Below are 13,201 nucleotides of genomic sequence, written 5' to 3' on the forward strand. Positions count from 1 at the left end.
CCCGCACAAGCTCCTGCCAGGTCGAAGGGGGGCCGGGCCCACACCGCCGGCCACCAGGCCCCCGCACCCGTGAACCCAGCAACCGCGGGCGGGGACAACCGCGGGACACCCCACCAGACCGATACTGTTTCTGAATTTTGCGGCTCCGCCCGTCGGTTTGCTTGGGGTTCAGGGGGGCTCGAGCGCTGGCTCCCGGTGGCGGGCCTCGCCCGGCCTGCCCCGTGGGAGAACGCATGAGGTCGTCGTGTGGCGCTTGACCGCGGCTGCGGTCTATGGGGTTCCGGGAGGGCGACACAACGGTCGTCGGCTTGGATCTGTGGAGCGCCTGTCTCAGGTTGAGCTGGGCGCGAGACAACGGCTGTGAGGGTGTTGCTCCAGTTTGGGTGGCCCGTTCGTTGGCCGTAACGTCGGTCGGGACTCCGCTCGGCTGGTGGGATGAGTACCCCGCTGACAGCAGCGAGTTCCGGCTCCCGTGGCTCGGCACGGCCGCTCTAGTGCGGACGGGGAGCGCCCTCGGCTGACCGTCTTCAGCGCGACGACGTCGGGCCGGGATGAGCGCACGTTTGCTTGGTGGGTGACAAGAGGGGCCCGGCTGCTGATCCGCATCGGATCGGCTGCCGGGCCCCTCCTGTCGAACGGCTCGTGGGGAGCTGACCTAGATCCAGGACGGGAGCAGCATGTGCCAGTGCCAGAAGTCGTATGAGACCGTCTGGCCGGTCCAGATCGGGTACCACAGGACGGCGAAGATGATCGCCGCCACGAGGACGAACCCGATGAGCCAGACGCCCTCGGAACGGATCCGCCACCGCGCGACGCCCGTCCACGACTCGGGTAGCCGACTGCGTGAAGGAGACAGCCCGAAGCCGAGGTAGCTGGCAACGGAGCCGCGAGGCGCCAGGCGCCCCTCACCCACGCGTCCGGCCTCGATGGCCCGGGCCTCGTCACGAGCGCGGGCGGAGCCGGCCACCGGCGTGAGGAGTCCCGCGGCGGAGCCGAGGGCGAGCGTCAGGCAGAGGACCACGAAGGGCGCGAAGGCCACCGTGTAGAAGGTGAAGATCGTCCGGTGCGTGTAGTTGAACCACGGGAGGTAGAGGCCCACGTAGCCGATGAGCGCCGCCCAGGCCCTCCAGTCGCGGTCGCGGAGCACCATGAACGCGATGACCGCCACGAGCGCGACGAGGGCCGACCACCACACGGGGATGTTCCCGATCGACGTGATCGCCTGGACGCAACGGTCCGAACCGCACTGCGCACCAGCCATCTCCGCGTCGCTCGGCCAGTAGAAGGACGTCGGACGCCACTGGACCAGCCAGCCGATCGGCTGGGACATGTACGGGTGCGTCGAGTCCAGCGTGACGTGGAAGTGGTACATCGACAGGTGGTACTCGAGCAGGTCGTTGAGGGAGTCCGGCAGCCACGACCGGGGCACCGTCTCGCCGGCGGCGCGCAGCCCTGCGGCCCACCCGTGCTTGTAGGCGGCGGGGTGGGCGAACCACCCGAACCAGCCCGCCACGTAGACGGCGAAGGCGACCGGGACCAGGTGCAGGAAGTCCGCGGCCCCACGACCGAGGATCCCCACGAGCGCCCACGAGCGCCGACCAGCCGCCCGAAGCGCCGTCGTGTCCCAGCAGACGACGAGGACACCGATCGCAGCGAGGAGGTAGGCGCCCGACCACTTGATCGAGCAGGTGAGGCCCAGGCTGATGCCCGTCGCCAGCAACCAGGGGCGGAACCAGGTGCCCAGACGCCGCTCGCCCTCGGGAAGGGCCGCGTTCCGGGCGAGGCGCTCGCGCAACCACCCCCTGTCGCGCACGAGGCAGTAGACGGAGAGCGTCGCGAAGAAACCGATGAAGATGTCCAGCAGCCCGATGCGGGACTCCGTGATGCCCTCGCCGTCGATCGCGAGCAGGAGGCCTGCCAGCCCCGCGAGCAGCGGCGAGCGCGTCAGCCTCATCGTGAGTCGGCCCAGGAGGAGCACGGTGAGGACACCCGCGAGCGCCGGCATGAAGCGCCAGCCGAAGGAGGAGTCCCAGCCGAAGATCTGGCCGCCCAGGCCGATGAGCCACTTGCCGATCTCCGGGTGGACGACGTAGCTGCCCTGCGTCGTCAGGCCCGAGAAGTTGCCCTGGGCGAAGAGGGCGTCAGAGCCGTCGTTCCACGTCGACTCGTAGCCGTTGTGCCACAGGGCGTAGGCGTCCTTGACGTAGTAGATCTCGTCGAACATGAGCGAGTGCGGGTGAGCCAGGTTGATGAACCGCGTCAGCGCCGCGACGAGCGTGGCGACCAGTGTCGCGATCCAGCCGTTGCGCGCCACGACGGCCGTGATGACGTCGCCGCGCGGACTGAGCCCGAGACGCTCGCGCCACCCGTCCTCGGAGGGCACTTCCTCGCCGGGCTGATGGCGGTGGGCGGAGCTGCCGGTGCCGTCGACAGCGGACGCCCCCCTCATCTCGGTCGACCTGTTCTCTCGGGCGTCGGAGTCGTGTTCGGCGGTCGCGGGGGCAGCGCCCCGTCCGCGCCTGGTCTCGTCGGGCTCGAGGCCCGCGTCCGCGGAGCTCGCCGACGGTGCACTGGGATCCATCACGCGGGCGAGTCTAGGTCGGGCTCCCTGCACGGTCTCCATACTGGCCCCATGACTGAGACCACGCTGACGCCCTCCGACTCGCCCCTCACCCCGCTCGAGGAGCGCGTCCCGATGGTGGACGCCGAGGGGACGGACCTCGGCCCGCGGCCGGGCACCATCACGCTCGCGGCCACCCCCATCGGCAACACCGGTGACGCCTCGCCCCGTCTGCGCGCGGCCCTCGCCCACGCCGACCTCGTCGCCGCCGAGGACACCCGCCGGGTCCTCAACCTCGCGCAGCGGCTCGGCATCCATGTTGCCGGTCGGGTCCTCGCATTCCATGAGCACAATGAGCGGGAGCGTGCCGGCGAGCTGCTCGACGCCGCCCGCGGTGGTGCGGCGGTCCTCATGGTCTCCGACGCCGGCATGCCCTCGGTCTCCGACCCCGGCTACCGCCTCGTCGTCGCCGCGACCGAGGCCGGTGTCCCGATCACGGTCGCCCCCGGCCCCTCGGCCGTGCTCACCGCGCTGGCCCTGTCCGGCCTGGCCTCGGACCGCTTCTGCTTCGAGGGCTTCCTGCCCCGTAAGGCCGGGGAGCAGGACCGTGCCCTCGCCGAGCTCGCCGACGAGCGCCGCACGCTCATCTTCTTCGAGTCGCCTCGCCGTGTCCACGCCACGCTCACCGCCATGGCCGCCGCCTTCGGCGAGGGGCGGCGTGCTGCTCTGTGCCGCGAGCTCACCAAGACCCACGAGGAGGTCCGTCGGGCCCCGCTCGGGGTGCTTGCCACCTCGACGGCGGAGGGCGAGCTCGGGGAGATCGTCCTCGTCGTCGCCGGCGCTGAGCCGCGCGGCGCAGACCCCCGTGAAGCCGCCCGTGAGGCTCTCGGCCTCGCGGAGGAGGGTCTGCGCCTCAAGGCAGCGGCCGCTCGGGTCGCCCAGGAGACCGGCCTGCGCACCAACGAGGTCTACCGGACGGCGCTCGCGCTGCGCGATGAGGACGACAGGTCCTGAGCAGCCCGGAGTCCCCCCCCCCGCTAGGATGACTGTCATGACACCAGTCTCCCGAGCGCTCATCGTCGTCGACGTCCAGCCCACCTTCTGCGAGGGCGGGGCCCTCCCCGTCGACGGCGGCAACGCCGTCGCCGAGTCCGTCGCCCGTTACGCGGCCCAGCGCCGGGACCTCTACGCCCTCGTCGTCACGACCCAGGACTGGCACATCGATCCCGGAGACCACTTCTCCGAGACCCCTGACTACGTCGACACCTGGCCCCCGCACGGCGTCGCCGACACCGCCGAGGCCGAGCTCCACCCGGCCCTCGCCGCGCTCCGCGCGGACGCCGCGGTCCGCAAGGGGCAGTACGCCGCCGCCTACTCGGGCTTCGAGGGCGTCACCGAGGGTGGACGATCGCTCGACGAGCTCCTCCGCGCCGCCGGCGTCACCGCCGTCGACGTCGTCGGGCTGGCCGAGTCGCACTGCGTCAAGGACACCGCGATCGACGCGCAGCGCCTCGGCTACACCACACGGGTCCTCACCGATCTCACGGCGCCCGTGAGCACGGAGCAGGGGGCGCAGGCGCGCGAGGCCCTCGCTGCCGCCGGCGTCGGCCTCGTCGCCTCTGGCGACGTCTGAGCGGGTCCGCGCCGTCCTCAGCGGCGCGGCGCGGTCCCTCCGGGGCGATCGGAGGGCGGCGCCGGGTGGTAGACGACCTGCTTCGGGGCGATGCCGTAGCCGCCTGCGCCGCCCTGGCCCACGGCGGTCGAGCCTGAGGACGGCCCCGGCGCGACGGCCGGGAGACGAGCGCCCCACGCAGCAGCGGCCTGGGGCGCGGCAGACACCGGCCCGTCGGCCCCTAACCCTGTCTGCAGCCGCGAGACCACGAGCGCCGCGCGCCGCCGGCGGCGCCTGACGAGCCAGACCGTGCCCGTCACGGCCGAGACGAGCCCGACGATGGTCGTCGGCCCGGACAGCACGAAGACGTTCTGCGCACGCTGGCGGGCAGGGGAGACCTCAGCCGTGTTGAGCACGACCTCGTGGGTCGCCTCGCAGGAGACCCTGTAGGTGCCCGCGCCGCGCGTCGTCAGGGAGGGGACCTGCGGCGGGGAGGACTGGCTCCGTGCGATCGGGTCCGTCACCTCGACAGGGGCCCCGCCCGGTGCGGTCGCCGTGCAGCGCAGCCCGGTGTCCTGGGAGTACAGGCCGTAGACCTCGTCCGACTTCAGGTCGACGCTCAGGGCGGAGCCGTCCGTCGGCACGGACCGCGCCTCGGCGTCGACCACTGAGGGGGGCGAGGTCATCGAGTAGACGAAGAGGATGAGCCCGAGGACGAGGAGCGCGCAGCCGACGGCGGTGAGGGCGCGCGGCGCGCTCAGCGAGGGTAGGTCCGTGTCCCTGACGACCCCCGCGCGGGGCGCACTGCCGGGTGCGGGGCGGCCGGCGGGCCACGGCTGCTGGTTGACTCCGCTCACGGGGCCCACCGCCCCACCGGAGCGCCCGGCCCGCCCCACGACCGTCGCACCCGCTCGTCCCGTCCACGGCGCACGAAGAACCAGATGATCCCGCCGCCGAGCAGGGCCAGGCCGAGGAGGCCGGCGAGGACGGCCCCGGTGGCGACCAGGGTGCCCGAGACGATGCCCGTCACCGACAGGAGCCGGCCGACCCAGACTGGGGCGCCGGTCGTCGTCGTGCACGTGAGAGCGTAGGAGCCTGCCTCCCCCGTCATGAGGCTCTGCTGCACGGGATGGCCGTTGACGGTGACCGAGGCCCTGGGCTCGCTCAGCTCGACGGGGGAGCCGTCCGGGCCGGTCGCGCTGCAGGTCGGGTCGGAGTCCGCGTACACGCCGTAGACGGTCGCGTCCTCGAGCTCGAGCGAGGTCTCCTGCGCCGAGGCGACGCGCTCGAGGGACGTGGCCGTCCGAGTCATGGCGACGAGCGAGACCACGAAGGCGATGACCGCGATGACGGTGATGACGCCGCCGACCACCATGAGGGTCACAGGGCCCTTCCGGCCTCGTGGGGCAGACGCGGCCGCTCCTGGGGACCACGGGGCGGCGTCGGGGATGCCGGTGCTCATGGGTCGCTCCTGCCTGCGTCGTGCGGTGCGCTGCGCGGCACGACGAGAGCGTGCCCCTCCCACCATACGGGGCAGGGGCCTGGGCGCCAGCCCCGAGCGGCTAGGGTGAGCTCCATGAGCCACATCCTGTCCGCGGTCGCCTGGCCCTACGCCAACGGTCCCCGCCACATCGGTCACGTCGCCGGCTTCGGCGTCCCCTCCGACGTCTTCTCGCGCTACATGCGAATGGCGGGCCACGACGTCCTCATGGTCTCGGGCACGGACGAGCACGGCACCCCGATCCTCGTCGCCGCCGACGAGGAGGGCGTGAGCGCCCGCGAGCTCGCGGACCGCAACGACCGGCTCATCGTCGACGACCTCGTCGCCCTCGGCCTCTCCTACGACCTCTTCACCCGCACCACCGCGGGCAACCACTACCGGGTCGTCCAGGACATGTTCCGCACGGTGCGCGACAACGGCTACATGATCGAGCAGGTCACCCGCTCCGCCATCAGCCCCTCGACCGGCCGCACCCTGCCCGACCGCTACATCGAGGGCACCTGCCCCATCTGCGGCACCGACGGCGCCCGCGGCGACCAGTGCGACGCCTGCGGCAACCAGCTCGACCCCACCGACCTCATCAACCCCCGCTCCCGCATCAACGGCGAGACCCCCGAGTTCGTCGAGTCCAACCACTGGTTCCTCGACCTGCCCGCGCTCGCGGACGCCCTCGGCGAGTGGCTCGACGAGCGCGAGGCCTCCGGCACCTGGCGCCCCAACGTCATCCGCTTCTCCAAGAACATCCTCGAGGAGATCCGCCCCCGCGCCATGACGCGCGACATCGACTGGGGCATCCCGATCCCCGGCTGGGAGGACCAGCCCACCAAGCGTCTCTACGTCTGGTTCGACGCCGTCATCGGCTACCTCTCCGCCTCTATCGAGTGGGCCCGCCGCACCGGTGACCCCGGGGCGTGGCGCCAGTGGTGGAGCGACCCGGAGGCCCTGTCCTACTACTTCATGGGCAAGGACAACATCGTCTTCCACTCCCAGATCTGGCCGGCCGAGCTCCTCGGCTACAACGGCCAGGGCTCCAAGGGCGGCGAGCCCGGCGAGATGGGCGTCCTCAACCTGCCCACCGAGGTCGTCTCCAGCGAGTTCCTCACCATGGAGGGCAAGAAGTTCTCCTCCAGCCACGGCATCGTCATCTACGTGCGCGACTTCCTCGCTCGCTACCAGGCCGACGCCCTGCGCTACTTCATCTCCGCCGCCGGCCCCGAGGCCGCTGACGCCGACTTCACCTGGGCCGAGTTCGTCCGACGCACGAACGGCGAGCTCGTCGCCGGCTGGGGCAACCTCGTCAACCGTACGGCCTCGATGATCCACAAGCGCTTCGGCGAGATCCCGCAGCCGGGCGAGCTCGAGGAGATCGACCGCCTCCTGCTCGACTCCGTCGAGGCGGGCTTCGGCGCCGTCGGCGACCTCATCCGGCACCACCGGCAGAAGGCCGCGCTCGCCGAGGCCATGCGGCTGGTAGGTGAGGCGAACAAGTACGTGGCGGACACCGAGCCCTTCAAGCTCAAGGGGGAGGACGAGGCCACCCAGACGCGACTGGCCACGATCCTCCACACGCTGGCGCAGGTCGTCTCCGACCTCAACCTCATGCTCTCGCCCTTCCTCCCGCACGCCGCCAACGACGTCGACCTCGTCCTCGGCGGGGAGGGGAGGGTGGCACCGATGCCGCACGTCGAGATCGTCCCCGAGCTCGAGCCCGAGGTCCTGCCCGAGGCCTTCGAGGGCCGCACCGAGTACCCGATCATCACCGGCGACTACACGACCGCTCCCGCCTGGGAGCGCCACGAGGTCGCCGTCGGCACCCCGATCGCCAAGCCGAAGCCCGTCTTCGTCAAGCTCGACGAGGCCATCGTCGAGGAGGAGCTCGCCCGCTACGCCGACGCGGCCCCCGACGACGTCACGGGCGCCTGAGCGGACCCGGACCTCGAGCCCCGCGCCGCCGCCGGCTGTCCAGGAGCACCCCGGGCGACCGGCGGTGGCGCCGTCCCCGGCACGTCACCACGGAAGGACCGCCGCACCGTGAGCCACAAGAAGCGCGACCGCTCCTGGCCGCCCGCCGACGCCGTCGAGCCCCTGCCCGCACCGGTCACCGACGACCACACCCACCTGCCCGTGCCCGGCGTCGAGGAGGGCGGTCCCGGCTCCGAGGCGCCGCTCACCGCGGCTGAGCTCACCCGGCGCGCAGCCGCGGTGGGCGTCACCCGGCTCATCACCTCCGCCTGCGAGACCCCCACGTGGGAGGGCAGCCTCGTGCTCGCCCGCGAGCTGCCCGCCGTCCGCGTCGCGCTCGCGGTCCACCCCAACGAGGCCGTCCTCCACGCCGGCGTCCGCGAGGTCGGCCCCGACGGGCTCGACCCGGGCGTCCGCGCCCACCACGACGAGCCGCTCGACGAGGCCATGAGCCGCCTCGAGGCGCTCATCCGCGCCCATCGCGACGTCGTCGTCGCCGTGGGGGAGACCGGCATGGACCTCTTTCGCACGGGCGAGCGCGGCGAGGCCGTCCAGCGCGAGGCCTTCCGCGCCCACGTCGCTCTGGCCAAGGAGCTCGGCCTGCCCCTCCAGATCCACGACCGCGACGCCCACCGCGAGTGCGTCGAGGTCCTCGAGGTCGACGGAGCCCCTGAGCGCACCGTCCTCCACTGCTTCTCCGGGGGGGCGGAGCTCGCGGCGGCCTGCGCCGAGCACGGGTGGTACGCCTCCGTCGCCGGCCCGATCACCTACCCCGCCAACGACGACCTGCGGTCCGCCGTCGCGACCCTGCCCGACGAGCTCCTCCTCGTCGAGACCGACGCCCCCTACCTCCCGCCCAAGCGGTGGCGCGGGCGTCCCAACGGCTCCTGGCTCATGGCCGACACGGTCCGCTCCCTCGCCGAGCAGCGGGGCGTCGCCCTCGAGGCCTTCTGCGACACGGTGCGCCTCAACACGGAGACCGTCTACGGGGCGTGGTGACCGGCCCCGGAGCGGGGCCGGTCACCACGGTCCGAGGTCCCTCCTGTGCCGCACGGCACCCGCACAGGGCTCGTATCACGTCCACCCGGTTGACCGATCTGTGACCTGACGCATTGAACGGGGGTGCGCGCGTCCGTTAGCGTGCCTCCAGTTCACCAACCGTTAGGAAGCTCATCGTGGGTCGTCACTCCCAGCGCAGCACCGGCAGCTCGAACGTCGCCGAGCTGAGGTCGCTCGTCACCCGGAGCCAGCGCTCCTCCTCCGCCCACCGCGCCCAGGCCGCGCCGAAGCGGCGCCAGGGCAAGGTCTCCCCGATGATGTACCGGGCCGGCGGCGTCGCCGCCGCCCTCTCCATCGCCATCTCCGGTGGCGCCTACGCGGCCGCCCAGTCCGGTGGCGAGACGGCCGCCCCCCTCACCGAGAACCAGGCCCGTATCGGCGCGCTGGGTGCTGACACCGCCGCCACCTCCGGCCCGACCGCCTCCGCGGGGGCCGGTATCACCGTCGCCGGCGACGCCACCACGGTCACCACCAAGACCGAGGACAAGACCGACAAGCACGGCACGGTCAAGAAGGAGACGGACTCCCTCGACAAGGGGCAGACCAAGGTCGAGACGGCGGGCGTCGACGGCGTCACCCGCACGACCTACCAGGTGACCACCATCGACGGGAAGGAGGTCTCGAAGGAGGCCGTCTCGACCGTCGTCGTCACCGAGAAGGTCGACGAGGTCGTCCTCGTCGGCACGCACGTCGAGCAGAAGGCGACCACGACCTCGACGGACAGCTCCTCCACCGACAGCGCGGCGTCGGACAGCACCTCGTCGGACACGACGTCCTCCGACAGCGCGTCGACCGACTCCGGCTCGAGCAGCACCTCCACGGCCGTCACCTCCGGCGACCCGCAGACCATCGCCCGCTCCATGCTCTCCTCCTACGGCTGGGGCGACGACCAGATGTCCTGCCTCGTGAGCCTCTGGAACCGCGAGTCCGGCTGGAGCTACACGGCCACCAACGCCTCGTCCGGCGCCTACGGCATCCCGCAGGCCCTGCCGGCGTCGAAGATGGCCTCGGCCGGCTCGGACTGGCAGACCAACCCCGCCACCCAGATCAAGTGGGGCCTGGGCTACATCCAGTCCACGTACGGCTCGCCGTGCGGCGCCTGGGCGCACTCCGAGTCCACCGGCTGGTACTGATCGACGGCCTACGGGCCCCCACCTGACAGGCGCCGCTCCCGGGGACAGCCCGGTCGATCCCGGCGCACCACCCCGACAGGGAGAGCACCATCAACTCCACGCTCCTCAACCGCCCCTCCGTCCGCGCCGGGGCCGCAGCCGCGGCCCTCTCGCTCCTCGTCTCCGGTGGTGCCTTCGCCGCCGTCCAGACGGGCGGCTCGACCGACGCCCCGCTCAGCGAGGGACAGGTCCGGCTCGAGGCGATCGGCGGAGACAGCGCCACCGCTGCCGCCACGAGCGCCGGCCTCACGATCGGCGGGCAGCACGCCGAGGTCTCCACCAAGACCGAGGACACCACGGAGAAGCACGGCACGGTCAAGAAGGAGACGGACTCCCTCGACAAGGGTGAGACCAAGGTCGAGACGGCGGGCGTCGACGGCGTCACCCGCACGACCTACCAGGTGACCACCATCGACGGGAAGGAGGTCTCGAAGGAGGCCGTCTCGACCGTCGTCGTCACCGAGAAGGTCGACGAGGTCGTCCTCGTCGGCACCTACGTCGAGCCGACGCCCGAGCCCACCTCCGAGGCGACCACGGCGCCGACCCAGGCCGCCACTGACGACTCGTCGAGCAGCTCGTCCAGCGACTCCGGGTCCGCCGACAAGCCCTCCTCCGACGACTCGTCGAGCAGCTCGTCCTCCTCGAGCAGCTCCTCGTCGTCGAGCAGCTCGTCGTCCTCGAGCAGCTCCTCGTCGTCGGGCAGCTCGTCGTCCTCGGCCGCGAGCTCGGGCGTGTGGGGCCAGCTCGCCCAGTGCGAGTCCGGCGGTGACCCGACCACGAACACCGGCAACGGCTTCTACGGCATGTACCAGTTCACCCTGTCGACCTGGCGGGCCCTGGGCGGCACCGGCCTCCCGTCCGAGGCGAGCGCCGCCGAGCAGACCCGTCTGGCCCAGAAGCTCCAGGCCTCCGCCGGCTGGGGCCAGTGGCCGGCCTGCGCGGCCAGCCTCGGCCTCCTCTGACACCCGGCTCGCGTCGAGCCCTGTCGCCCGCCCCGGCACCGCCGGCCGCGGGCGACCTGCGTCGCGTCGACACGGATCGTGACGCGACCGTCGCCGGAACTCGCCGTGCCGAGCGCGGTGACGACGACCCCGAGACCTACGCTCAGCACGCCATGCCTCGCACCGTCGTCCGACCCGTCCGCCGCGCCCGGTCGCGCTCCCTCGTGCACGCCGTCCGGGCGCTCGCGCTCGCGCTCATCACGACACTCCCGATCACGACGGCGCCCGCCACGGCCGCGACACCGCGCGCCTCCACCACCACCGTCGTCCACGTCCTCGCCTCCGCGGTCGCCGCAGGAGCCGACGGCTCCGACGCGCGCCCCTACCCGACCATCGCGGCGGCGCTCGCAGCGGCTCCCGCCGGCGCCACCGTCGAGGTCGGCGCCGGTACCTACCGCGAGGGCGGGCTGCGCATCGAGCGTCCCGTCGTGCTCGAGGCGGCCGCGGGGGCAAGGCCCGTCATCACCGGCGCCGACCGCGTGACGGCCTGGTCCCGGTCCGACGACGGCACCTGGACCTCCGACGAGGACATGGTCCGCTTCTGCGACGTCTGCACCATCAACGCCGACCCGGCCAAGGAGGGCATGGCCGCCCACCCGGAGCAGCTCTGGGTCGACGGCAAGCCCCTGCGCCAGGTCGCGACACGGGCCGAGGTGACCGCTGGGACCTTCTACGTCGACGACCCGGACCCCGTCACCAGGAGCACCGCCAAGGACGGTACCGCCGTCTTCTCGCCGAAGCCGCACACCGGCACGCACTACGTCCTCGGCACGGACCCGAGCGGCCACGACGTCGAGATCGCGCAGCGGGCACGCGCCCTCACCGTCGCCGCCGACGACGTCACCCTGCGCGGCCTCACCATCGAGCGCTTCTCCCCGCTCCAGGTCTGGAGCTACCAGGATCCCGAGACGGGTGGGCTCACGGGCGCCGTCATGGTCTCCGTGTCCGGTGCCCGGGCCCGGATCGAGGACATGGTCCTGAGCGAGTCCGCCGCAGGCACCGCCCTCGGGCTGTCCGGCTCCGACGACTCCGTGGTCACCGGCTCGACCTTCAGGGACAACGGCGCGGACGGCCTCGGGGTCAACGGCGGCGACGGCGACGTCATCGAGGGGAACTCCTTCGAGGGGAACAACACGGCCGGCTTCCTCACGGTCGGCTGCGGCGCGTACTGCACCATCGCCGACATGAAGGCGACGCATGCGACGGGCCTGGTCTACCGCGGCAACGTCGTCGACCACACGGGCGCCGGGCGCGACGCCTCCGATCCGACGCAGGCCGCCCAGGACGCCATGCCAGGCGTCTGGTTCGACGAGGGCATGATCGGCTCCTCCGTCCTCACGAGCTACTTCCTCAACGTGCCCGTCCCCGTCTTCATCGAGGTGTCCTCCCGCAACGTCGTCGCCTCGAACGTCATCGACGGCGCCGCCACCGGCATCCGCGTCTCCGGCTCGGACCGCACCCGCGTCGAGGTCAACACGGTCGTCCACGCCCTCACCTCCCTCGAGGTGCGCGAGGACAGCAGGCACAACGGCTGCAACGCCCTCGCCTCGGACGGATCCTGCGCCTCGGTCGAGACCTGGAGCGCCGAGCACGGACTCACCTGGGACACCACCGGCACCAGGATCCTCGACAACCTCCTCGCCTACCCCCAGCGCGCGCGCGACAGCAGCGACCCGTGGCGGTACACCCCCATGGTGCGCGTGCTCGGTGCGGCGAACGACGACGGCTCGAGCTCCCACTGGGCCAACGAGATGATCGAGCGCATGGACGGGGACGTCTACCTGCGCGAGCCGGGCACCCGCCGGCCCGCCGACACCGACGTCCTGTGGAAGGCCGGCCCCGGCAAGGGCGACTCCGTCAACGCCACCGACCTCGATGAGCTCCGGGGATCCGCCGCCGTCACGGTCCCCCATCTCGAGGCCCACGGCACGGACCTGCGCGCTGAGCGCAGGCACGACGAGGTCTTCGCCGACCTCCCGTCCGATCCCACCGACCTCGCCGGAGCGGACCTCCGGCTGGCTGAGAGCTCGCCGGCTGCCGAGGCCGGTCCCGCCCTCGACTCCGACGTCGCCTCCCTCCTCGGACTCACCGAGGCGGAGGCCTCCGCCCCCGCCCGCGGCGCCGTCCTCAACGTCGCCTGGGGCGACGGCAAGGCGCCCACGACCACGAGCTACAGCGCGAGCGCAGCGGCCCACGGCGACGCGGACGGCCACGAGTCATGGCGCGTCATCGCTGGAGCCACGGCCGCAGGCGCCGTCATCGTCCTCATCACCGCCCTTCTCGTCGTTCGGCGCCGTCGTGCCCGTGCCCGGCGCTGACCGGCGTCCGAGCGCG

The 13,201-nt window shown here is 72.4% G+C and carries 10 protein-coding genes; 7 read left to right on the forward strand and 3 right to left on the reverse strand.

Going from position 1 to position 13,201, the window contains the following annotated elements; translation table 11 throughout:
• Positions 1-655 precede the first annotated feature (655 nt).
• Positions 656-2,449 carry a dolichyl-phosphate-mannose--protein mannosyltransferase gene (locus IXW69_RS09410; protein ID WP_194786089.1) on the reverse strand — a complete coding sequence of 598 codons (1,794 nt, stop codon included), beginning with the start codon at positions 2,447-2,449 and terminating at the stop codon, positions 656-658.
• A 246-nt stretch (positions 2,450-2,695) separates the two neighbouring features.
• Here IXW69_RS09410 and rsmI point away from each other — a divergent pair, with 246 nt between their 5' ends.
• Positions 2,696-3,574, forward strand: coding sequence for a 16S rRNA (cytidine(1402)-2'-O)-methyltransferase (gene rsmI / locus IXW69_RS09415; protein ID WP_194786139.1), 879 nt, complete (start codon positions 2,696-2,698; stop codon positions 3,572-3,574).
• A gap of 37 nt (positions 3,575-3,611) precedes the next feature.
• Positions 3,612-4,193: an isochorismatase family protein gene (locus IXW69_RS09420; RefSeq protein ID WP_194786090.1), complete on the forward strand. Its 582-nt coding sequence runs from the start codon at positions 3,612-3,614 to the stop codon at positions 4,191-4,193.
• 17 nt (positions 4,194-4,210) lie between these two features.
• Here IXW69_RS09420 and IXW69_RS09425 read toward each other — a convergent pair whose 3' ends face one another.
• Together IXW69_RS09425 and IXW69_RS09430 are read right to left on the reverse strand one after the other, a co-directional pair.
• Positions 4,211-5,029, reverse strand: a complete 819-nt coding sequence (locus tag IXW69_RS09425; protein ID WP_194786091.1) for a hypothetical protein — start codon at positions 5,027-5,029, stop codon at positions 4,211-4,213.
• Positions 5,026-5,634 (reverse strand): hypothetical protein, encoded by a 609-nt coding sequence (locus IXW69_RS09430; protein WP_194786092.1) that lies wholly within the window; start codon positions 5,632-5,634, stop codon positions 5,026-5,028. Before IXW69_RS09430 ends, IXW69_RS09425 begins: the two co-directional genes overlap by 4 nt.
• 114 nt (positions 5,635-5,748) lie before the next feature.
• On the opposite strand from IXW69_RS09430, the gene metG reads away from it, so the two are divergent.
• The 5 genes from metG (at position 5,749) to IXW69_RS09455 (ending at position 13,185) form a co-directional block, all read left to right on the forward strand.
• Positions 5,749-7,596, forward strand: a complete 1,848-nt coding sequence (gene metG, locus IXW69_RS09435; protein WP_194786093.1) for a methionine--tRNA ligase — start codon at positions 5,749-5,751, stop codon at positions 7,594-7,596.
• Positions 7,597-7,704: 108 nt separating this feature from the next.
• On the forward strand, positions 7,705-8,634 hold the full coding sequence (locus IXW69_RS09440; protein WP_194786094.1) for a TatD family hydrolase: 930 nt from the start codon (positions 7,705-7,707) through the stop codon (positions 8,632-8,634).
• 176 nt (positions 8,635-8,810) lie between these two features.
• Positions 8,811-9,827, forward strand: coding sequence for an aggregation-promoting factor C-terminal-like domain-containing protein (locus IXW69_RS09445; protein ID WP_194786095.1), 1,017 nt, complete (start codon positions 8,811-8,813; stop codon positions 9,825-9,827).
• 290 nt (positions 9,828-10,117) lie between these two features.
• Positions 10,118-10,828 carry a resuscitation-promoting factor gene (locus IXW69_RS12080; protein ID WP_323745268.1) on the forward strand — a complete coding sequence of 237 codons (711 nt, stop codon included), beginning with the start codon at positions 10,118-10,120 and terminating at the stop codon, positions 10,826-10,828.
• 152 nt (positions 10,829-10,980) lie between these two features.
• Positions 10,981-13,185, forward strand: coding sequence for a right-handed parallel beta-helix repeat-containing protein (locus tag IXW69_RS09455; protein WP_194786096.1), 2,205 nt, complete (start codon positions 10,981-10,983; stop codon positions 13,183-13,185).
• The last annotated feature ends 16 nt before the right edge of the window (positions 13,186-13,201 follow it).

The organism is Actinomyces haliotis (assembly GCF_015355765.1).
GTDB lineage: Bacteria > Actinomycetota > Actinomycetes > Actinomycetales > Actinomycetaceae > Actinomyces > Actinomyces haliotis.

Coding starts and splice junctions, on each gene's coding strand:
- metG (WP_194786093.1), top strand. CDS start 5,749: ATGAGCCACATCCTGTCCGCGGTCGCCTGGCCCTACGCCAACGGTCCC.
- IXW69_RS09455 (WP_194786096.1), top strand. CDS start 10,981: ATGCCTCGCACCGTCGTCCGACCCGTCCGCCGCGCCCGGTCGCGCTCC.
- IXW69_RS09420 (WP_194786090.1), top strand. CDS start 3,612: ATGACACCAGTCTCCCGAGCGCTCATCGTCGTCGACGTCCAGCCCACC.
- IXW69_RS09430 (WP_194786092.1), bottom strand. CDS start 5,634: ATGAGCACCGGCATCCCCGACGCCGCCCCGTGGTCCCCAGGAGCGGCC.
- rsmI (WP_194786139.1), top strand. CDS start 2,696: ATGGTGGACGCCGAGGGGACGGACCTCGGCCCGCGGCCGGGCACCATC.
- IXW69_RS09410 (WP_194786089.1), bottom strand. CDS start 2,449: ATGAGGGGGGCGTCCGCTGTCGACGGCACCGGCAGCTCCGCCCACCGC.